Source organism: Microbacterium sp. GCS4 (assembly GCF_001262495.1).
GTDB lineage: Bacteria > Actinomycetota > Actinomycetes > Actinomycetales > Microbacteriaceae > Microbacterium.
The window spans coordinates 652,408-671,733 of the sequence record NZ_LGYE01000002.1; the positions used below are offsets into that span (position 1 = coordinate 652,408).

At 69.7% G+C, this 19,326-nt stretch carries 20 protein-coding genes; 10 read left to right on the forward strand and 10 right to left on the reverse strand.

Annotation, left to right across the window (positions count from 1 at the left end; all coding sequences use genetic code 11):
• Window positions 1-10 precede the first annotated feature (10 nt).
• Complete coding sequence (locus AKH00_RS10375) at window positions 11-895, forward strand: aminodeoxychorismate lyase (protein ID WP_050722620.1); 885 nt, start codon at window positions 11-13, stop codon at window positions 893-895.
• Window positions 896-990: 95 nt separating this feature from the next.
• Here AKH00_RS10375 and pstB read toward each other — a convergent pair whose 3' ends face one another.
• The 7 genes from pstB to AKH00_RS10410 form a co-directional block, all read right to left on the reverse strand.
• Window positions 991-1,770 (reverse strand): phosphate ABC transporter ATP-binding protein PstB, encoded by a 780-nt coding sequence (pstB, locus tag AKH00_RS10380; protein ID WP_050722621.1) that lies wholly within the window; start codon window positions 1,768-1,770, stop codon window positions 991-993.
• A gap of 34 nt (window positions 1,771-1,804) precedes the next feature.
• Window positions 1,805-2,902 carry a phosphate ABC transporter permease PstA gene (pstA, locus tag AKH00_RS10385; RefSeq protein WP_082297544.1) on the reverse strand — a complete coding sequence of 366 codons (1,098 nt, stop codon included), beginning with the start codon at window positions 2,900-2,902 and terminating at the stop codon, window positions 1,805-1,807.
• 1 nt (window position 2,903) lies between these two features.
• Complete coding sequence (pstC, locus tag AKH00_RS10390) at window positions 2,904-3,869, reverse strand: phosphate ABC transporter permease subunit PstC (protein ID WP_050722622.1); 966 nt, start codon at window positions 3,867-3,869, stop codon at window positions 2,904-2,906.
• Between the two features lie 135 nt (window positions 3,870-4,004).
• On the reverse strand, window positions 4,005-5,105 hold the full coding sequence (pstS, locus tag AKH00_RS10395) for a phosphate ABC transporter substrate-binding protein PstS (RefSeq protein WP_050722623.1): 1,101 nt from the start codon (window positions 5,103-5,105) through the stop codon (window positions 4,005-4,007).
• 196 nt (window positions 5,106-5,301) lie between these two features.
• Window positions 5,302-6,285 carry an NUDIX hydrolase gene (locus tag AKH00_RS10400; RefSeq protein WP_050722624.1) on the reverse strand — a complete coding sequence of 328 codons (984 nt, stop codon included), beginning with the start codon at window positions 6,283-6,285 and terminating at the stop codon, window positions 5,302-5,304.
• Window positions 6,282-8,447 carry an RNA degradosome polyphosphate kinase gene (locus tag AKH00_RS10405; protein ID WP_050722625.1) on the reverse strand — a complete coding sequence of 722 codons (2,166 nt, stop codon included), beginning with the start codon at window positions 8,445-8,447 and terminating at the stop codon, window positions 6,282-6,284. The genes AKH00_RS10400 and AKH00_RS10405 overlap by 4 nt, the downstream gene beginning before the upstream one ends.
• 52 nt (window positions 8,448-8,499) lie before the next feature.
• A complete protein-coding gene (locus tag AKH00_RS10410) occupies window positions 8,500-9,183 on the reverse strand; it encodes a winged helix-turn-helix transcriptional regulator (protein ID WP_050722626.1) in 684 nt (227 codons plus the stop codon).
• Between the two features lie 91 nt (window positions 9,184-9,274).
• Here AKH00_RS10410 and AKH00_RS10415 point away from each other — a divergent pair, with 91 nt between their 5' ends.
• The 3 genes from AKH00_RS10415 (at window position 9,275) to ygfZ (ending at window position 11,462) form a co-directional block, all read left to right on the forward strand.
• A complete protein-coding gene (locus AKH00_RS10415) occupies window positions 9,275-9,562 on the forward strand; it encodes a hypothetical protein (protein ID WP_050722627.1) in 288 nt (95 codons plus the stop codon).
• A 158-nt stretch (window positions 9,563-9,720) separates the two neighbouring features.
• Complete coding sequence (locus AKH00_RS10420; RefSeq protein ID WP_050722628.1) at window positions 9,721-10,323, forward strand: FABP family protein; 603 nt, start codon at window positions 9,721-9,723, stop codon at window positions 10,321-10,323.
• A gap of 17 nt (window positions 10,324-10,340) precedes the next feature.
• On the forward strand, window positions 10,341-11,462 hold the full coding sequence (ygfZ, locus tag AKH00_RS10425; RefSeq protein ID WP_050722629.1) for a CAF17-like 4Fe-4S cluster assembly/insertion protein YgfZ: 1,122 nt from the start codon (window positions 10,341-10,343) through the stop codon (window positions 11,460-11,462).
• A 60-nt stretch (window positions 11,463-11,522) separates the two neighbouring features.
• On the opposite strand, the gene AKH00_RS10430 is transcribed toward ygfZ, so the two are convergent.
• Window positions 11,523-12,347, reverse strand: a complete 825-nt coding sequence (locus AKH00_RS10430; protein ID WP_050722630.1) for a class I SAM-dependent methyltransferase — start codon at window positions 12,345-12,347, stop codon at window positions 11,523-11,525.
• Between the two features lie 69 nt (window positions 12,348-12,416).
• Between AKH00_RS10430 and AKH00_RS10435 the strand changes: the two genes are divergently transcribed.
• Window positions 12,417-13,166, forward strand: a complete 750-nt coding sequence (locus tag AKH00_RS10435; RefSeq protein WP_050722631.1) for a phosphoglyceromutase — start codon at window positions 12,417-12,419, stop codon at window positions 13,164-13,166.
• A 66-nt stretch (window positions 13,167-13,232) separates the two neighbouring features.
• On the opposite strand, the gene phoU is transcribed toward AKH00_RS10435, so the two are convergent.
• The gene (gene phoU, locus AKH00_RS10440; protein ID WP_050722632.1) at window positions 13,233-13,928 is read right to left on the reverse strand and encodes a phosphate signaling complex protein PhoU; all 696 of its coding nucleotides are present in this window, start codon (window positions 13,926-13,928) and stop codon (window positions 13,233-13,235) included.
• 219 nt (window positions 13,929-14,147) lie between these two features.
• On the opposite strand from phoU, the gene AKH00_RS10445 reads away from it, so the two are divergent.
• Window positions 14,148-15,365 (forward strand): sensor histidine kinase, encoded by a 1,218-nt coding sequence (locus AKH00_RS10445; RefSeq protein WP_050722633.1) that lies wholly within the window; start codon window positions 14,148-14,150, stop codon window positions 15,363-15,365.
• Window positions 15,362-16,045, forward strand: a complete 684-nt coding sequence (locus AKH00_RS10450; RefSeq protein ID WP_050722634.1) for a response regulator transcription factor — start codon at window positions 15,362-15,364, stop codon at window positions 16,043-16,045. The genes AKH00_RS10445 and AKH00_RS10450 overlap by 4 nt, the downstream gene beginning before the upstream one ends.
• Window positions 16,046-16,132: 87 nt before the next feature.
• Here AKH00_RS10450 and AKH00_RS10455 read toward each other — a convergent pair whose 3' ends face one another.
• Entirely contained in the window at window positions 16,133-16,669 is a 537-nt protein-coding gene (locus tag AKH00_RS10455) for a hypothetical protein (protein ID WP_050722635.1), read from the reverse strand.
• 136 nt (window positions 16,670-16,805) lie between these two features.
• Between AKH00_RS10455 and AKH00_RS10460 the strand changes: the two genes are divergently transcribed.
• The 3 genes from AKH00_RS10460 (at window position 16,806) to AKH00_RS10470 (ending at window position 19,217) form a co-directional block, all read left to right on the forward strand.
• Window positions 16,806-17,288 carry a CarD family transcriptional regulator gene (locus AKH00_RS10460; protein ID WP_050722636.1) on the forward strand — a complete coding sequence of 161 codons (483 nt, stop codon included), beginning with the start codon at window positions 16,806-16,808 and terminating at the stop codon, window positions 17,286-17,288.
• A 73-nt stretch (window positions 17,289-17,361) separates the two neighbouring features.
• Window positions 17,362-18,630, forward strand: a complete 1,269-nt coding sequence (gene ispD / locus AKH00_RS10465; RefSeq protein ID WP_050722939.1) for a 2-C-methyl-D-erythritol 4-phosphate cytidylyltransferase — start codon at window positions 17,362-17,364, stop codon at window positions 18,628-18,630.
• Window positions 18,627-19,217, forward strand: coding sequence for a short chain dehydrogenase (locus AKH00_RS10470; RefSeq protein ID WP_050722637.1), 591 nt, complete (start codon window positions 18,627-18,629; stop codon window positions 19,215-19,217). The genes ispD and AKH00_RS10470 overlap by 4 nt, the downstream gene beginning before the upstream one ends.
• Window positions 19,218-19,326: the final 109 nt, after the last annotated feature.

Consider the following 19,326-nt stretch of genomic DNA (forward strand, 5'->3'; position numbering starts at 1 on the left):
GGCTCTGAGCATGGCCCAGCGATTCGCCCTCATGATCGACCCTGCCGACGCCGACAGCACCCGCACCGACTTCGCCGACACGTTCACCGCCGTCGACGCCGCCGCCCCCGCGCTCAGCGTGGGCGAGCTCAGCACGCAGCGCGGCGACGGAGTCTTCGAGTCGATCGGCGTCGTCGACCGCCATGCGCAGGAGGTCGTGCCGCACCTGGAGCGCCTCGCGCACTCCGCACGGCTGTGCGATCTGCCGACGCCGAACCAGGCCCAGTGGCACCAGGCCATCGACGTGGCGGCGGCGGACTGCGGCGACGGCGAGTACGTGATCAAGCTCATCCTCAGCCGCGGCGTCGAGCACGGACCCACCCCGACGGCCTGGGTCACGGTGGCCCCCGCCGCCGATTTCTCGACGGTCCGTGAGAACGGCGTGCGGGTCGTGACGCTCGACCGCGGCTACGACCTCGACGTCGCGCAGAACGCCCCCTGGCTCCTGCTCGGCGCCAAGACCCTGTCGTACGCCGTGAACATGGCCGCGCTGCGCGAGGCGCACCGTCGCGGCGCCGATGACGCCGTGTTCCTGTCCCGTGACGGCTACGTGCTCGAGGCGCCGACGGCATCCCTCATCCTGCGGTTCGGCGACCGCTTCCTCACTCCGGCGCCGAACGGCGGCATCCTGCACGGCACGACGCAGCTGAGCGTGTACGAGCACCTCGCCGCGCGCGGTCTCGCGGCGGAGTATGCCCGCATCCCGGCATCCGATCTGCCGACGGCCGACGCCGCCTGGCTGGTGTCGAGCGTGCGCCTGGCCGCCCCGATCACGGCGGTCGACGGGGCCGAGCTCGCGGTCGACCGCGTCCTGACGCGCGAGCTCAACGAGTACCTCCTGTCGCCCCGCGACTGAGGGCCGGCCGCCGGTCGCCGGGGACACGCACTGCTGAGCGCAGACGACGAACGCCGTGCGACCGGAGGGTCGCACGGCGTTCGACAGGCGGATGCTTACCCGAAGCGTCCCGAGACGTAGTCCTCGGTCGCCTGGATCGACGGCGTCGTGAAGATCGTCGACGTGTCGTCGTACTCGATGAGCTTGCCGGGCTTGCCGGTGCCGGCGATGTTGAAGAACGCGGTCTTGTCGGAGACCCGGCTCGCCTGCTGCATGTTGTGCGTCACGATCACGACCGTGTACTGGGTCTTGATCTCGGCGATGAGCTCCTCGATCGCGAACGTCGAGATCGGGTCGAGGGCCGAGCAGGGCTCGTCCATGAGGATCACGTCGGGGGAGACGGCGATCGCACGGGCGATGCACAGACGCTGCTGCTGGCCGCCTGAGAGGCCCGATCCCGGCTTGTCGAGACGGTCCTTCACCTCGTTCCAGAGGTTCGCCCCGCTCAGCGACTTCTCGACGAGCGCGTCCTGGTCGCTCTTCGACATGCGCGAGTTGTTGAGCTTCACGCCCGCGAGCACGTTCTCCTTGATCGACATCGTGGGGAACGGGTTGGGGCGCTGGAAGACCATGCCAACCTGGCGGCGGACGAGCACCGGGTCGACGCTCGCGCCGTACAGGTTCTTGCCGTCGATCAGCACCTCGCCCTCGACGCGGGCGCCGGGGATGACCTCGTGCATGCGGTTCAGGGTGCGGAGGAACGTCGACTTGCCGCATCCCGACGGGCCGATGAACGCGGTGACGGTGTTGGGCTTGATGTCGATGCTGACGCCCTCGACGGCGAGGAAGTCGCCGTAGTAGACGTTGAGGTCGTTGACTTCGATGCTCTTGGACACGAGAGATCCTTCTTGTTCTGTCGGGTGGGACGGCTCAGCGGCCGGCAGTCTTGGGGGCGAACACCTTGGCGATGATCCTCGCGAGGAGGTTCAGCACCATGACGATCACGATGAGGGTGAGGGCGGCGGCCCAGGCCCGGTCGAGGTAGGCGTCGACCGGGATTCCGGGATACTTGGCCTGCATGTAGGAGAACACGGGCAACGTCGCCATCTGCCCGCTGAACATGTTGGTGTTCATGCCCTGGACGATGCCGACGGTCAGGAGCAGCGGCGCGGTCTCGCCGATCACGCGCGAGATCGCGAGCATGATCGACGTCGTGATGCCGGCGATCGCCGTCGGGAGGACGACCTTGAGGATCGTCAACCACTTCGGCACTCCGAGGGCGTAGGCCGCCTCGCGCAGCTCGTTCGGGACGATGCGCAGGAGCTCCTCCGAGCCGCGCACCACCACCGGGATCATGAGCACCGACAGGGCGAGCGAGCCCATGATGCCCATGCGCGTCCCGGGTCCGACGAGGAGCGCGAACACCGAGTAGATGAACAGACCCGCGACGATCGAGGGGATGCCGGTCATGACGTCCACGAGGAACGTGATGCCGCGCGCGAGCTTGCGCCCCTCGCCGTACTCGACCAGATAGATCGAGGTCATGAGGCCGATCGGCACCGAGATGATCGTGGCGCCGAGCGTGATCAGGAGCGTTCCCCAGATGGCGTGCACGGCGCCGCCGCCCTCGCCGACGATGTTGCGCATCGAGAAGCTGAAGAACTCTCCATCGAAGCGCATCAGGCCGTTCACGACGACCGTATACAGGAGCGAGATGAGCGGGAGGAGCGCGACGACGAAGGCGCCGGAGACGAGAGCCGTCATGAGGCGGTCGACCGCGTGGCGGCGGCTCTCGACCACCGACGAGATGACGAAGATCAGCGCCATGTAGAACAGCAGGCCCACGACGAGCGTGAGGGCGATGTTGAAGTCGGCGGGGTCGCCGCCGGCGTTCATGAAAGCGAAGATGGCCGCGGATACCGCGAAGGCGACGCCGAGCAGAGCCCAGGGGCCCCACGTGGGAAGGTGGCCGGCCGAGGTCGTGTGCGTGGTCGCCGCGACCGGGGTGGGGGTCATGGTGGCGGTCATGTCAGTTGGCTCCCGAGAACTCGGCGCGACGCGAGACGATCCAGCGGGCGATGAAGTTGACCGCGAAGGTCACGATGAACAGGATCAGACCCGCGGCGATGAGGGTGTTGACTCCCTCGTCGTGGGCCTCGGGGAAGCGGAGGGCGATGATCGCGGGGATCGTCGTCGGGTTCTCCGGGTTGATCAGGTTGAAGGTGATGATGCCGAGCGGCGACAGCACGAGGGTCACGGCCATCGTCTCGCCGAGAGCACGGCCGAGGCCGAGCATCGCGCCCGAGACCATGCCGCTGCGCGCGAAGGGGAGCACGGCCATGCGGACCATCTCCCAGCGCGTGGCGCCGAGCGCCAGCGCTGCCTCTTCGTGCAGCTTCGGCGTCTGCAGGAACACCTCGCGGCAGATGGCGGTCATGATCGGGAGGATCATGACCGCGAGCACGAGGGATGCCGTGAGGATCGTCTTGCCGGTGCCGGACGGCGTGCCGCCGAAGATCGGGATCCAGCCGAGGTTCTCGTTCAGCCACTTGTAGAAGGGCACCAGCATCGGGGCGAAGGTGAGGGCGCCCCAGAGACCGAAGACCACGGAGGGGACCGCGGCGAGCAGGTCGATCACGTAGCCGAGCACGCCGGCCAGGCGACGCGGCGCGTAGTGCGAGATGAAGAGCGCGATGCCGATCGCGATGGGTGCCGCGATGACGAGGGCGATGAGGCTCGACCACAGCGTGCCGAACACGAAGGGCCACACCCAGGACAGGAAGGACTGCCCTTCGAGGATGTGGTTGTTCGAGGTGTCGGGCGACAGCGCGGGGATCGCCTGGACGATGAGGAAGATCGCGACCGCGGCGAGGGTGATGAGGATGACGATGCCGGCGCCGAGGGCGGTGCCGGAGAAGACGAGGTCGCCCCGGCGGCGCAGCGAGGTGCGCGACTGGGGTGAACGGGTATCGGGTCCCGCCTGGGTGGTGGTCATCTGAGCTGCTCCACGGTGTGCTCTGAGGGGCTTTCGGGTGTTCTCATGCGGGTGCCCCCGGGTGTCGGTCGAGGTCCTGTCGACCGACACCCGGGGGCGCCGGGACCGGAGCTCAGCGAGTGGCTGAGCGTCCGATCACTCGGTGACGATCGCGTCGATCGCGGTGTTGATCTGGTCGCGCAGGCTGTCCGAGATCGGGGCGCTGCCCGCGGCCTCGGCGGCTGCATCCTGGCCCTCGGCCGAGGCGACGTACTGGAAGTACGCCTTCACGAGACCGGCGGTCTCGGCGTCGTCGTACTCGACGCAGCCGATCAGGTAGGAGACGAGCGCGATCGGGTACGAGCCGGCCGGGGCGGCTGCCGGGTCGACCGCGAACGCGAGGTCGTGGTCCGAGCGGCCCTCCTCGAGCGGCGAGGCCTCGACGAGCGCGGCGGCGGCCTCGGCGGAGTACGCGACGTACTCGCCCTCGACCTGCACGGCGACCTGGCCGAGGTCCGCGGTGCGCGAGGCGTCGGCGAAGCCGATGTAGCCCGAGCCGTTGGTGATCGCGTCGACGACGCCCGAGGTGCCGTCGCCGGCCTCACCGGTCGACAGCGGCCACTCGTCGCTGGCCTCGTAGGTCCACACGTCGGGGGCGACGGCGCTGAGGTACTTGGTGAAGGTCTCCTGCGTGCCCGAGGCGTCGGCGCGGTGCACGGGGACGATCGCCTGGTCGGGGAGCTCGACGCCCTGGTTCTGGTCGGCGATGGCCGGGTCGTTCCACTTGGTGATGGTGCCCGCGAAGATGCCCGCGATGGTCTTGCCGTCGAGGTTCAGCTCGTCGATGCCGTCGAGGTTGAACGCGACCGCGACGGGGGAGATGTAGACGGGGATCTCGACGATCTCGTCCGAGGCGCAGGAGCCGAAGCCGCCCTTGGCGAGCTCGTCGGCGTTGAACGCGCGGTCCGAGCCGATGAAGCTGGAGGAGCCGGCGATGAAGTTCTCGCGGCCGGTGCCCGAGCCGGTTGCCGTGTAGTTCACGGTGACGTCGGGGTTGGCGGTCTGGAAGGCGGCGACCCAGGACTGCTGCGCGGCCTCCTGCGAGGAGGCGCCGGTGGCGTCGAGGCTGCCGGACAGGGTGGAGTCGTTGGGAGCGTCGGACGACCCGCCGCTCGGCTCGTTCGCGGCGCAGCCGGCGAGAGCGAGAGCGGCGACGGCGCCGACGGCGCCGATACGTGCGATTCGGGAGATCTTCACTGTGGATCCTTCGATCATGGATGGGTGGGGCCCGGTGCAGGGCACACAGTGACGCTAGGTGCGGCGGTTAACGAGACTCGACCGCGCAGGTGAACGGGAGGTGAACGAGCGGCGACTCTCTAGGGTCGGCGGCGACGGTCGGAGGAGCCGCGTTCCCGCGCCAGCACTGGGATCGAGCCGCGGGTCGACGGGGGGATCAGACCTGAGGGACGTGCGTCTCGATGGCGATGATCCCGGAACCGGGGTGGGAGGCGGAGAGGTGCACGACGGAGAACGCGCCCGGCTCGAGGTCGGCGGCGCTCGAGATGTAGGAGCCCTGCATGGTGCCCGTCGCGAGAGCGATCTCCGACAGGATGCCGGGGAGCACCGGGCCGTGGCTGCAGATCACGGCCGGCTTGCCCGCACGCACGCGGCGGCCGATGACCGAGCGCAGGTCGTCGGTGCCGTCCTCCCACGCGTCCTGACTGATCTTCTCGGTCTTCACAGGCTTGCGGTCGAGAGCCTTGGCGAGCGGTTTGACGGTCTGCACGCAGCGCACTGCGTCGCTCGTGACGATCTTCCGCACGCCGAACGCGCGCAGCGGTCCGACGATGGAGTCGGCCTGACGGCGTCCTCGCTCGGTCAGCGGCCTGGCGGCATCGGCCCCGTCCCACTCGGAGCGGGGGAGTGCCTTGGCGTGCCGCAGCGCGACGACCGGGAACGTGCGCAGCACGCCGTCGTCGACGAGGTTGGCGAAGAAGTCGAGGATCTCGAGGTCGACGGGGTAGCTCAGGCGTGCGCGCGCCTTCTTGACGCTCACCCATTCGAGGGCGGCGATCTCGCGGTTCGGAACGAAGGTCGACGCCCGCACCGCCTCGTCCGTCGCCTCCGCGGCCCAGTAGTGCACGACCTTCTGCTTGTTGGAGGGCAGATGGTAGCGGCTCACGCCCACCGGCACACCGAGCGAGACACGGATGCCGGTCTCTTCGTGCACCTCCCGCACGGCGGTCTCGGCGAGCATCTCGCCCGGGTCGACCTTGCCCTTGGGCAGGGTGATGTCGCGGTACTTGGTCCGATGGATCAGGAGGATGCGCAGCTTGCCGTCGATGACGCGCCACACCACGGCGCCCGCCGCGTAGACGGCCTTGTCCGTCCATTTCGCGCGGGTCGCGCCCTTCGCCGGTGCCTGCCGGACCGTCATCGCACCGCCCGGGCGCGGCGCCGCCGCTGGATCAACCCCATGGTCTTATCCTGCAGGTCGACGAGGGGGTTGCCCTCCGCATCCTCGGCGTGGCGCGTCCACACGCCCTCTGCGCCCAGGTGCCACGAGGTCGTCCCCGGGTCCATGGCGAGGTCGAAGAACGCGAGCAGCTCCGTCATGTGGTTCGGGTCGGTCACTCGCACGAGCGCCTCGACGCGGCGGTCGAGGTTGCGGTGCATCATGTCGGCGCTGCCGATGTAGATCTGCGGGTCGCCGTCGTTGTGGAACGCGAAGATCCGCGAGTGCTCCAGGTACCGGCCGAGGATGCTGCGCACCGTGATGTTCTCGCTGATGCCCTCGAGGTCCGTGCGCAGGCTGCAGATGCCGCGCACCCACACGTCGACCTTCACGCCCGCCGCGCTCGCGCGGTACAGCGCGTCGATGATCTCCTCGTCGACCATCGAGTTGACCTTGATGCGGATCCCCGCGGGCTTGCCGTTCTCGGCGTTGCGGCGCTCGTGGTCGATCTGCCGGATGAGTCCCTTGCGCAGGTGGAGCGGCGCGACGAGCAGGCGCTTGAACTTCTTCTCGATCGCGTAGCCGCTGAGCTCGTTGAACAGGCGCGTGAGGTCCTTGCCGACCTGCGGGTCGGCCGTGAACAGGCCGAAGTCTTCGTAGATGCGACTGGTCTTCGGGTTGTAGTTGCCCGTGCCGATGTGCGAGTAGTGGCGCAGCACGCCCTCCTCCTCGCGGATCACGAGGGCGAGTTTGCAGTGGGTCTTGAGGCCGACGAGGCCGTACACGACGTGCACGCCGGCCTTCTCGAGCTTGCGCGCCCACACGATGTTGTTCGCCTCGTCGAAGCGGGCCTTGACCTCGACCAGCGCGAGCACCTGCTTGCCTGCTTCGGCCGCGTCGATCAGCGCCTGCACGATCGGACTGTCGCCCGAGGTGCGGTACAGGGTCTGCTTGATCGCGAGCACGTGCGGGTCGCGGGCCGCCTGCTCGAGGAACGCGACGACGCTGGTCGTGAAGGACTCGTAGGGGTGGTGCACGAGGACGTCGGACTTGCGGATCGCCTTGAAGATGTCGGCGCGGGTCTCGTTGCCCCCGGGCTGGAACGCCACGGGTGTCGTGGGCAGGTGCGGCGGGTAGCGCAGGTCCGGGCGGTCGATGCGCGAGAGGTCGAACAGGCCGCGCAGGTCGAGCGGTCCGGGGAGGCGGTAGACCTCCTGGTCGGTGATGTCGAGTTCGCGGACCAGCAGGTCCATCGTGACCTCGTCCATGTCGTCGGTGATCTCGAGGCGGATCGGCGGACCGAAGCGCCGCAGGCGCAACTCGGCCTCGAGCGCCTGGATCAGGTTCTCGCTCTCGTCCTCCTCGATCACGACGTCCTCGTTGCGCGTGAGCCGGAACGCGTGGTGGTCGAGCACCTCCATGCCGGGGAACAGGTCGCCGAGGTGGTTGGCGATGAGCTCCTCGAGGCGCAGGAAGCGCTTGATCTCGCCGGCGCCGGGCACCTCGACGAAGCGGGGGAGCATGGGCGGCACCTTGAGGCGGGCGAACTCCTGACGCCCGGTGCGGGCGTTGCGGATGCGGATCGCGAGGTTCAGGGACAGACCGGAGATGTAGGGGAAGGGGTGCGCGGGGTCGACCGCGAGCGGCATGAGCACCGGGAACACCTGCGCCTGGAAGTACTCGGTGAGCCCGGAGCGCTCGTCGTCCGTGAGATCGGACCAGTCCGTCACCTCGATCCCGGCATCCGCGAGGGCGGGACGCACCAGCGACTTCCATGCGTCCGCGTGCCGCAGCTGCAGCGCGTGCGCCTCGCGGGAGATGTCGGCGAGCGCGTCGACGGGCGACCGGCCGATGTTCGTCGGCACGGCGAGGCCCGTCACGATGCGGCGCTTGAGGCCGGCGACGCGGACCATGAAGAACTCGTCGAGGTTGCTCGCGAAGATGGCGAGGAAGTTCGCGCGCTCGAGCTCGGGGAGCGACGGGTCCTCGGCGAGCTCGAGCACGCGCTGGTTGAACGCGAGCCAGCTGAGCTCGCGATCGATGTAGCGGTGGTCGGGCAGGAGCGAGTCCGGCGCCTCGATGGCGTCGAAGTCGTCGTCTTCGGCATCGCCGAGACCGGCGTCGGCGAGAGCGGGATCGATCATGGGGTACATCTAAGCACCGTGAGGTGACGCGCGTGTGAACGAAAGGCCGCGGTCAGCGGGTCGCCGGGACCGTCTCGTCCTCGTAGACGTTGAAGCGGTAGCCGACGTTGCGCACCGTGCCGATGATCTGCTCCTGGTCGCCGAGCTTGGCGCGCAGTCGCCGGACGTGCACGTCGACGGTGCGGGTGCCGCCGAAGTAGTCGTAGCCCCACACCTCGCTGAGCAGCTGCTCGCGCGTGAACACCCGTGAGGGATGCGTAGCGAGGAAGTGCAGGAGCTGGAACTCCTTGTAGGTGAGATCGAGCGGGCGTCCGTGGAGCTTGGCCGAGTAGGACTGCTCGTCGATCGTCACCCCGGACGCCTGCACCCTGGTGGGCTCGGCGACCTCGTCGCGTCGTGCGATCGCGAGGCGCACGCGGGCGTCGGTCTCGGCCGGGCCCGCGGTGGCGAGCAGCACGTCGTCGATGCCCCAGTCGCCGGACAGCGCGCTCATGCCGCCCTCCGTGATGACGAGAAGCAGCGGCGCCTCCTGGCCTGCCGCGCGCAGGAGACGGCACAGCGACTTGGCGCCGACGAGATCCTGACGGCCGTCCACGATCACGATGTCGTAGTCGGGGGCGCTCACGAGCTGCGCAGGCTCCGCGGGAATCTGCCGGATGCGGTGGCTGAGAAGCTCCAGCGCGGGGAGAACCGGCTCCGCGATCGGAGCATTGGTCAACACCAGCACCTGGGCCACGCGCACTCCTTCCGGACGGCGGGGGACGCCGTGGGGCCATGATACCGGGCGTTGAGAGGTGCGTTTCGCGCCGATGGGTGACAATGGAGTCATGACGGAACCTGCCCTCGCGCCGCGCAACGCGTTCGTCGGTGTGCTCGTCGTGTGGGGCGTCGCGTTCGCGGCGGCGATCGCGGTGGGCCTCTTCGTGCCCGAGGATTGGCGCGTGCCGTGGCTGATCGTGGCGTTCGGCGGCGTCGTGCTCCTGTCGTTCGCGGTGCAGCTCTGGTACGGGCGGACCCAGGGCTTCATCCTGCGCGTGGCAGGCGGCGCACTCGGTGCGCTGCTGGTGATGGGCGTCGTCTCGGTCGGCTTCGGTCTCGCCGCCCTCGTCTCCTGACGCGACAGCCGCGGGCGCGGAGGGTAAAGTGGTCGTCATGGACCTCATGGCTCTCGAACTCTTCTTCATCGGCCTGCTGGGCCTGGCGAGCCTCGCGATCGTGTTCGTCTCGGTCGTCGTGCTTCGCAATCTCTTCCGCGGCCAGCGCTGAGCCGACCGTGCTCGAGCTCCCCACGGATCTCCCCGCCGACCTCGCGCCGCTGTCGTGGCTGATCGGCGTGTGGGAGGGCACCGGCGTCATCGACTACCCGGTCGGCGATGAGCGCCTGCAGGGCGAGTTCACGCATCGCGTGAGCTTCAGCCACGACGGCGGTCCGTTCCTGAACTACTCCGCCACCGCGATCTTCACGCGGGACGAGGGCGAGACGTCTCTCCCTCTGGTCGCCGAGAGCGGCTTCTGGCGGCTGAGTCGTCCCGCGACCGACTCCGACGCGGGCCCCGGGCTCCTCCCTCCCGTCGCCGAGTCGTCGCCGCGCGGCGTCGACGACGTCGAGGCTCTGCGCGCGGCATCCGGCGGGTTCCCGATCGAGGTCTCGATCGCCCACGCCGACGGGATGCTGGAGCTCTACCTCGGCGAGATCAACGGCCCCCGCATCGACATCGCAACGGACGCCGTCGTGCGCGGCGCCGGCGCGAAGGAGTACGGCTCGGCCTCACGTATGTACGGACTGGTCGACAACCACCTGCTCTGGGCGTGGGACATCGCCGCGCTGGGAACGCCGCTGCGCTCGCATGCGTCGGCCCGGTTGGCGAAGATCTGACATGGCCGGGATCTGACGTGGCCGGCTTCCGCGACATCGACGGCGCCGTGGTCGGCGAGAGCGGCATCGAGCACTTCGGCGACGTGTTCCGCGAACAGCGGCGTCTGGCGGCGGGCGACGCGCTCGTGCCGCTCGACGACCGCGCCGTGATCGAGGTCGCCGGGCCCGAGCGTCTCGGCTGGCTGGATTCGATCACCTCGCAGGCGCTGGGCCGCATCGGCGCGGGCGAGAGCACAGAGCTGCTCGTGCTCGACCCGCAGGGACGCGTCGAGCACGCGGCCGGTGTCCTCGATGACGGCACCTCGACCTGGCTCATCGCGGACGCCGCGGATGCCGAAGGGCTCGCGACCTGGCTGCAGCGCATGAAGTTCCGCACGCAGGCGACGGTCGAGCTGCGCCCCGACCTGGCTCTGCTCGGCTTCGTCGACGGGGGCGCGGCGGCGACCCGCGCCGACGAGATCGCCTCGCGCCCCGCCGGGACGGCGCTCGTGTGGACGGATCCCTGGCAGCGCGTGAGCGCGGGCGGGCACCAGTACGCCGAGGTCGCCGAGCATCCCGGTGCCGGCCTCGCCTGGCGTGCGGCGATCGTGTCACGCGAGACCGCGGACGCGCTCGCCGCCTCGCTCGGATCCGCGGACGTCGCAGGTCTCCTCGCGGCGGAGGCTCTCCGCGTCGCGGCGTGGCGTCCGCGCTGGTCGGCCGAGGTGGACGAGCGCTCGCTGCCGCACGAGTCCGACTGGATCCGCACGGCCGTGCACCTGAACAAGGGCTGCTACCGCGGACAGGAGACGGTCGCGAAGGTGCACAACCTCGGCCACCCGCCGCGCCGTCTGGCCGCTCTGCACCTCGACGGGAGCGACGCTGTGCTCCCCGCCGCCGGCGATCCGGTGTTCGCGGGAGACGACGAGGTGGGTCATGTGACCTCGGTGGCTCGGCATCACGAGGACGGCCCCATCGCTCTCGCGATCCTGTCGCGCCGCGCCCCCGTGGGAGACCTGGTCGTGCGCACGGACGGCGGAGACATCGCCGCGGCACAGCAGGTCATCGTACCCGGGGATGCCGGCGCTACGGCCGACATCCCTCGACTGACGCGCCTGTCGCGTCGCCCGAGCGCGCCGGATCCGCGCCGCGCCGGCTGAGCGCCTTTCGTAACTCGCCCCGGTCGTTGAGCGAGGAGCGCAGCGACGAGACGAAACGCGTCACCCCCGGGGAGCGACCGCCGCCCATGGCAGCGTGAGCTCACCCAGCCGCCACCGCGTGCGCCCGCCCTCGACCGGCCACCCCTGATCGCGCAGCGCGGTCACGGCCGCCAGGAACCGCTGCGTCGCGCCGAACGTCGAGAGGGCCGCCGCGCGGTCCCATTCGCGGTCGAGGTCCGCCAGGAAGGCGTGCACACGCTCGCCCGGCACGTTGCGGTGGATGAGCGCCTTCGGCAGCCGCTCGGCGACGACGGAGGGATGCTCGAGCCCGGCGAGTCGCAGCGAGATCGTGAGACGGAGCGGCGTCCCGGCGGCATCCACGTCGATCCAGCTCGCGATGCGGCCGATCTCGTCGCAGGTGCCCTCGATGAGCAGACCCCCGGGATCCAGACGCGACGTCATGGTGCCCCATGCGCCCGCGACATCCGCCTCGTCGTACTGGCGCAGCACGTTCATGGCGCGGATCACGGCGGGTCGGCGTCCGTCCGCCAGCGGCACCTCGAAGCCGCCGCGCGCGAACGACACCCGCAGGTCCGGAGAGAAGGGTGTGCGCCCCGCCCGCACCTCGGCGAGCTGCGCGTCAGCGCTCGCCACGCGCGCCGGGTCGATCTCGAGACCTCGCACCTCGGCATCCGCCCGCACCCGCTGCAGACGGGTCGCGAGCTCGAACGCGGTGACCCCGCTCGCGCCGTAGCCGAGGTCGATCACGAGCGGATCAGACGCGCGGAGGAAGGCGCGTGAGGCGGCGATCCAGCGGTCGTTGCGACGCAGCCGGTTGGTCCCCGTGGTGCCGCGGGTGGGTCGGCCGAGGGGAGAGGACGCCATGTGCCCATCCTTCCAGTCACGTGCCGACTCCGAGGCGTGTCCGCGACCCCGCGCGGATAAACTGGCGGCATGACTGCGAAGCGCACCCTGATCCTGCTCCGTCACGGCCGGAGCGAGTGGAACGAACTGAACCTCTTCACCGGCTGGGTGGACGTCCGCCTGAACGAGCAGGGCAAGGCCGAGGCCCAGCGGGGCGGCGAGCTGCTGGCCGAAGCCGGCATCCTGCCCGACGTGCTGCACACCTCGCTGCTGAGTCGCGCGATCCAGACGGCGAACATCGCGCTCGACGCGGCGGACCGCCTGTGGATCCCCGTGACGCGTTCGTGGCGCCTCAACGAGCGTCACTACGGCGCGCTGCAGGGCAAGGACAAGGCCCAGACGCTCGAGGAGTTCGGTCCCGAGCAGTTCCAGCTGTGGCGCCGGTCGTTCGACGTGCCGCCGCCCGTGCTCGACGACGACAGCGAGTTCAGCCAGGTGGACGACCCGCGCTACGCGGGCATCGACGGGGAGGTGCCCCGCACCGAGTCCCTCAAGCTCGTGATCGACCGTCTCCTGCCGTACTGGGAGAGCGCGATCGTCCCCGACCTCGAGGCCGGCAAGACGGTGCTCGTGACGGCGCACGGCAACTCGCTGCGCGGTCTCGTGAAGCACCTCGAGGGCATCAGCGACGCCGACATCGCCGAGCTGAACATCCCGACCGGCATCCCGCTCGTGTACGAGCTCGACGAGAACAACGTGCCGACGGGCCCGGGCCGCTACCTCGACCCGGAGGCCGCCGCGGCGGGCGCCGCAGCCGTCGCCGCGCAGGGCAAGAAGTAAGACAGACGACGAGGGGGTGGATGCCGTTCGGCATCCACCCCCTCGTCGTCTGTCTGTGATCTCGGCTCAAGCGTGGCCGAGGGTCTGCTGCTCGGCGGCGAGGGCGATGTCCTCCTCGCCGGCCTGCCAGTCGCCGGTCGCGAGGTACACGACCTTCTTCGCGACGGCGACGGCGTGGTCGGCGAAGCGCTCGTGGTACCGGCTCGCGAGCGTCGCGTCGACGGTCGCGGTGGTCTCGCCCTTCCAGTTGTCGCTGAGCACCTTCTCGAAGACGCTCGCGTGCAGCTCGTCGACGTCGTCGTCCGCGTTGCGGATCTGGTCGGCGAACTTGAGGTCCTGCGTGCGCAGCAGCTCGGTGAGGGTGCGGGAGATCTCGACGTCCAGCTCGCCCATCTTCACGAAGGTGCCCTTGAGGCCCTTCGGGATCGCGCGCTCGGGGAAGCGCAGGCGCGCGAGCTGGGCGATGTGCTCGGACATGTCGCCCATGCGCTCGAGCGAGGCGCTCACTCGAAGCGCGAACACGACGATGCGCAGGTCGCGGGCGACCGGCTGCTGGCGGGCGAGGATCTCGATGGCCTGCTCGTCGAGCGCGACGGCCAGCTCGTCGATCTTCGCGTCGTCCGCGATGACCTCTTCGGCCAGGGCGACGTCGCTCGTGGCGAAAGCGCGGGTGGCCTTGTCGATCGAGACGGTGACGAGGTCGGCGATCTCGACGAGACGGGACTGCAGATCCTCGAGGGACTGGTGGAAGACTTCGCGCATAGGGGCGCAACCTTTCATTCGGGTCTCGGCTGTCAGGCCAGCGCGAGACGGCTGGGTCGTCCGCGCGAGAGGAGGACCTCGCTCTCGCACAGGCCCGAAAGGGATTCTCTGCCCCGAAGGTTAACGAACGGTGCCCAGCACGTGAATAGTACTTCTCCGCTTTCGTCGCGGGGCGGCGAACCCGCCGTGCGGCCGGTGAACGCACTCTACGCTGGTGTCATGACCCTGCCGCAGATCGCGCTGTTCGCGCTGTTCGTCGGCCTCGTGATCGGCGTCGGACTGTCGTTGGTCGTGGCGTGGGCGTATCGCACGCGGGCCAGGATCGCGGACGAGACGTCCCTCGTGGTGCCCGAGGGCGTGACCGCTGTGCTCGGCAGCATGGACGACGCGGCCTGCGTGGTCGACCCCTCGGGTCTCGTGCTCGCTGCCTCCAAGGCGGCGAGCCGCTTCGACATCGAGGTGGGCGCTCCGCTGGAGAACCCGGAGCTTCGGCAGCTGCTGCGCAGTCTGCGGGTCGACGGCGGATCGGTCACCGAGTCGTTGCGCATCACGCGCGGCGGACTCAGCCTCGACCCGCGTCTGGTCTCGGCGCGGGCCAGCGCGATCAGCCCCCGGATGTCGCTCCTGGTGATCCGCGACGTCACCGAGCAGGAGCGGCTCGACCAGATGCGACGCGACTTCGTCGCCAACACTAGCCACGAGCTCAAGACTCCGGTCGGCGCGATCACCCTGCTCGCCGAGGCGATCGAGTCGGCGGCGGACGACGCCCAGCAGGTGCGCCACTTCGCGACGCGCATCTCGGCGGAGGCCGTGCGGCTGGGGCAGCTCACCGGACGCATCATGAGCCTGTCTCGTCTGCAGACCGACGACGCGCTCTCCTCCGCCCGGGCGGTGTCGATCGACGAGGTGCTGGCATCGGCGATCGAGGCCCACGCCGTGCAGGCCGATTCGGCCGGGGTGGAGATCGCCCGCGGCGGCGACCGCGGCGTGTGGGTGCACGGCGATTCGCAGATCCTCATCGAGGCGTTCGGCAACCTCATCGCGAACGCGATCGTCTACTCGCCCAAGGGCTCCCGCATCGGGGTGGGTGTGAAGGCCGACGACGAGGTCGTCGAGATCGCGGTCTCCGATCAGGGGATCGGCATCTCCGAGGCGGACCGCGAGCGCATCTTCGAACGCTTCTACCGTGCCGACGAGGCGCGCTCCCGACGCACCGGCGGCACCGGCCTCGGCCTCTCGATCGTCAAGCACGCCACCCAGCGTCACGGCGGCGAGGTGCTGCTGTGGTCGCGGCCGGGCCGCGGCTCGACCTTCACCATCCGACTTCCCATGATCGAGGCGCCCGCACGCCTCGCGAAGGACAAGAAGAGCAAGAAGAAGCGCGAGCGCAAGGCGGCCAAGGCCGACGCTCGCGTCCGAAACGGAGAGAACGCATGACCCGCATCCTTCTCGTCGAAGACGAACCCGACCTCGCCGACCCGCTCGCGTACCTGCTGCGCCGTGAGGGGTACGAGGTGGAGATCGCCGAGGACGGCCCCGGAGCGCTCACGGCGTTCCGCGAGCGCGGTGCCGACGTGGTGCTGCTCGACCTCATGCTGCCGGGGATGCCCGGCACGGAGGTGTGCCGTCAGATCCGCTCCACCTCGGCCGTGCCGATCATCATGCTGACAGCCAAGGACTCCGAGGTCGACATCGTGGTGGGCCTGGAGCTCGGCGCCGACGACTACGTCACGAAGCCGTACTCGTCCCGGGAACTTCTCGCGCGCATGCGAGCCGTGCTGCGCCGGGTCGTGCAGGCCGAGAGCGAGCTCGACGAGCGCGTGCTCGACGGCGGTCGCGTGAGTCTCGACATCGACCGGCACACCGTCTCGGTCGCGGGCGAGCAGATCAACATGCCGCTCAAGGAGTTCGAACTGCTCGAGGTGCTGATGCGCAATTCGGGGCGGGTGCTCACCCGCGGACAGCTGATCGACCGCGTGTGGGGCAGCGACTACTTCGGCGACACCAAGACGCTCGACGTGCACATCAAGCGGATCCGCTCGCGCATCGAGGAGAACCCCGGCGAACCGGTCATGCTGGTGACGGTGCGCGGACTCGGCTACCGCTTCGAGGGCTGAACAGCACCCTCGGCTGAACGCCGCAGACGCGAAGAGGCCGGCACCCCGCGGGGTGCCGGCCTCTTCCGTTCCGTCGAGCGGAGCGGGTCACTCCTCGGGAGCGGGCGCCGCGGTGTCGGTCGGCATCGGGGTCGGCTTCGGAGTCGTGCTGCCGGTCGTGCTCGGCACGAGGTCCTTGTAGTAGGGGAGGGTGCCGTCGAGGACCGGGATCTCGGTCTTGGTGCCGGCGCCGTCGCCGGACTGGAAGTGCACCTCGACGGTCGAGCCGGGCATGGAGTCGAGGCCGACGATGCGCAGCGGCTCCTCGTCGGCGCCGAAGCTGATGGTCTTGCCGGCCGGCACGGTCACGGTGAAGGGATCGATGCCCACGAGCGTGATCGTGAGCGTCGCCTTCTCGGTGGTCGGGTTGACGACCGCCCCGATGAAGTTGCCGACCGAGCCGTCCTCGTTCGCGACGATGAACGCGTTGCGCACGTCGATCGGGCCGTCGGAGTCGGAGACGTTCACACCGTCCGAGGCGGCGTACTCGATCTTCGTCGACTGCGGCGTGATGAACGTGCAGCCCGTCGCGCCGAGAAGAACGAGGGCGCTGAGAGCGGCAGACGCGACAAGGCGCGATTTCACGGGTCCTCCTGAGGTCCGACGGGATATCCGCATCCCATTCTATGCGCATGCCGCACCGGGCCCGTGGACGCCGGGGCGCGAACCTTAGCGCATATCCCCTGTGGTATCCTTGAGGTTGCCGAAAGGACACGTTTTTATGCTTTTTGAGGTTGGCGAGACCGTCGTCTATCCGCACCATGGCGCTGCGACCATCATCGAGGTCAAGGAGCGCATCATCAAGGGCGAGACGAAGAAGTACCTGAAGCTCAACGTCACTCAGGGTGACCTCATCATCGAGGTCCCCGCTGAGAACGTCGATCTCGTGGGTGTGCGCGATGTGATCGGCAAGGAGGGCCTCGACCACGTGTTCGAGGTGCTGCGTGCGCCGTTCACCGAGGAGCCGACCAACTGGTCGCGTCGCTACAAGGCGAACCTCGAGAAGCTCGCCTCAGGTGACGTCATCAAGGTGAGCGAGGTCGTGCGCGACCTGTGGCGCCGCGACCAGGACCGCGGGCTCTCCGCGGGGGAGAAGCGGATGCTGGCCAAGGCGCGTCAGATCCTCATCTCCGAGCTGGCGCTCGCCGAGAAGATCGACGAGGACAAGGCGGGCGCTCTGCTCGACGAGGTCCTCGCGTCCTGAGCGGATTGCAGAAGAAGGCGGATGCTTCGGCATCCGCCTTCTTCGTCTGCACGGGTAACGTGAAGGCGTGAGCATGCTTCCCGTCCCGACCGCCGCGATCATCGTCGTCGCCGCCGGATCGGGGACACGACTGGATGCCGGGGCGCCGAAGGCGTTCGTCGGCATCGACGCGCATTCGATCCTCCGCCACGCACTCGACGGCGTGTTCGCCGCGGCACCTATCCAGGTCGTCGTGGTCGCACCGGCCGGTTTCGAGGGCGACGCCGAGACCGAGGTGCGCGCCGCCGCGGGCGACCGAGCCGACCTGACACGGGTGGTGACGGGTGGGAGCACGCGGCAGCAGTCCGTCGCCGCGGGGCTCGCGGCTCTGTGGGGCGACGTCCGCACCGTGCTCGTTCACGACGCCGCGCGCGCTCTCACCCCGCCCGCCGTGATCGACGCCGTGATCACCGCGGTCGATGACAGCACCGGGATCCTCCCGACCCTGCCCGTGATCGACACGCTCAAGCGCGTCGAGGGGGCGACCGTGATAGCGCCGGTCGACCGTTCCGAGCTCGCGGCCGCCCAGACGCCGCAGGGGTTCCCGCGCACGCTGCTCGAGCAGGCCTACGCGCGGGCCGAGCGCGACGGCATCGAGTACACCGATGACGCCGCCCTCTTCGCCGCCGCGGGCCACCCTGTGCGGCACATCGACGGATCGTCCCGGGGATTCAAGATCACCACCCCCGACGACCTGGTGCGCGCACGTCACCTTCTCGCGGCGACAGCCGTGCAGTCGCTCGCACAGCCGGTCGCGCAGCCCGTGGCACAGCCGGTGGGCGTGCCACGGGTGGGTATCGGCACGGACGCGCACGCGTTCGGCGGCGACGGCAACCTGTGGCTCGCGGGTCTCGAATGGCCGGGGGAGCAGCCGCTGTCCGGCCACTCCGACGGCGACGCGGTCGCGCACGCGATCGTCGACGCCCTGCTCGGCGCCGCAGGCCTCGGCGACATCGGCGAGCACTTCGGCACCGCCCATCCCGAGTACGCGGGCGCGCACGCCGAGGTCTTCCTCGCGCGCACCCGCGAGCTGCTCGCGCAGTCCGGGTTCGGCATCGGCAACGTCTCGGTGCAGTTCCAGGGCAACCGGCCGAGGTTCAGCGCGCGCCGCCGAGAGGCCGAGGGCGTCCTGTCCGACGCGCTCGGCGGGGTGCCCGTGTCGGTCACGGCCACCACCACCGACGGACTGGGATTCCCCGGTCGCGCGGAGGGAATCGCCGTCACCGCGATCGCGATGGTGATGGCCCAGGTCGACGCGAACAACGCGCACGACCCCGAGAGCAACGAGAAGGAGCAGTCATGAGGATCCTCGTCATCGGAGCGAACGGACTCGTCGGAGGCACCGCGGTCGACGCGCTGCAGGGTCACGAGATCGTCGCCGCCTCGCGCAGCGGCGAGCCCGCGGTCGACGCCACCGACCCGGCATCCGTCGCGCGTCTGTTCGCCGAGGTCGGCGAGGTGGATGCGGTGGTCGTGGCGCTGGGAAGCGTCGCGTTCCGCCCGCTCGGCGAGCTCACGCGCGAGGACTACGACGCGGCGTTCCGCAGCAAGGTGCTCGCGCAGCTCGACATCGTCCGCCTGGGCACCCCGTTCGTGCGCGACGGCGGATCGTTCACCCTGACCTCCGGCATCCTCGCACGGGAGCCCATCGCGACCGGGGCCGCCGCTTCGCTCGTGAACGGCGCGATCGAGTCGTTCGTGCTCGCGGCCGCGACCGAGTTGCCTCGCGGCATCCGCATCAACGCCGTCAGCCCCTCCGTGCTCGAGGACGCGCCCTCCTATCACTCGTCGTTCCCCGGCTTCGTGCCCGTGTCGTCGCATCGGGTCGGCCAGGCCTTCGCCAAGAGCGTTCTCGGCGTGCAGACCGGCCAGGTCCTCCCGGTCGACTGACCGGAGCCGCCGGGGCGCCCGGAAAGCCGCCCGATCCGCTGACCGTGTCCCGATTCGCGTGCAGTGTGACATGTGCGGTCCGCGAATCGGGACGGAGTCCGTGAATCGG

Coding starts and splice junctions, on each gene's coding strand:
- AKH00_RS10400 (WP_050722624.1), bottom strand. CDS start 6,285: ATGACGGTCCGGCAGGCACCGGCGAAGGGCGCGACCCGCGCGAAATGG.
- pstA (WP_082297544.1), bottom strand. CDS start 2,902: ATGACCGCCACCATGACCCCCACCCCGGTCGCGGCGACCACGCACACG.
- phoU (WP_050722632.1), bottom strand. CDS start 13,928: ATGCGCGAAGTCTTCCACCAGTCCCTCGAGGATCTGCAGTCCCGTCTC.
- AKH00_RS10445 (WP_050722633.1), top strand. CDS start 14,148: ATGACCCTGCCGCAGATCGCGCTGTTCGCGCTGTTCGTCGGCCTCGTG.
- AKH00_RS10460 (WP_050722636.1), top strand. CDS start 16,806: ATGCTTTTTGAGGTTGGCGAGACCGTCGTCTATCCGCACCATGGCGCT.
- ispD (WP_050722939.1), top strand. CDS start 17,362: ATGCTTCCCGTCCCGACCGCCGCGATCATCGTCGTCGCCGCCGGATCG.
- AKH00_RS10405 (WP_050722625.1), bottom strand. CDS start 8,447: ATGATCGATCCCGCTCTCGCCGACGCCGGTCTCGGCGATGCCGAAGAC.
- AKH00_RS10430 (WP_050722630.1), bottom strand. CDS start 12,347: ATGGCGTCCTCTCCCCTCGGCCGACCCACCCGCGGCACCACGGGGACC.
- AKH00_RS10450 (WP_050722634.1), top strand. CDS start 15,362: ATGACCCGCATCCTTCTCGTCGAAGACGAACCCGACCTCGCCGACCCG.
- AKH00_RS10470 (WP_050722637.1), top strand. CDS start 18,627: ATGAGGATCCTCGTCATCGGAGCGAACGGACTCGTCGGAGGCACCGCG.
- AKH00_RS10435 (WP_050722631.1), top strand. CDS start 12,417: ATGACTGCGAAGCGCACCCTGATCCTGCTCCGTCACGGCCGGAGCGAG.
- AKH00_RS10415 (WP_050722627.1), top strand. CDS start 9,275: ATGACGGAACCTGCCCTCGCGCCGCGCAACGCGTTCGTCGGTGTGCTC.
- pstC (WP_050722622.1), bottom strand. CDS start 3,869: ATGACCACCACCCAGGCGGGACCCGATACCCGTTCACCCCAGTCGCGC.
- AKH00_RS10375 (WP_050722620.1), top strand. CDS start 11: ATGGCCCAGCGATTCGCCCTCATGATCGACCCTGCCGACGCCGACAGC.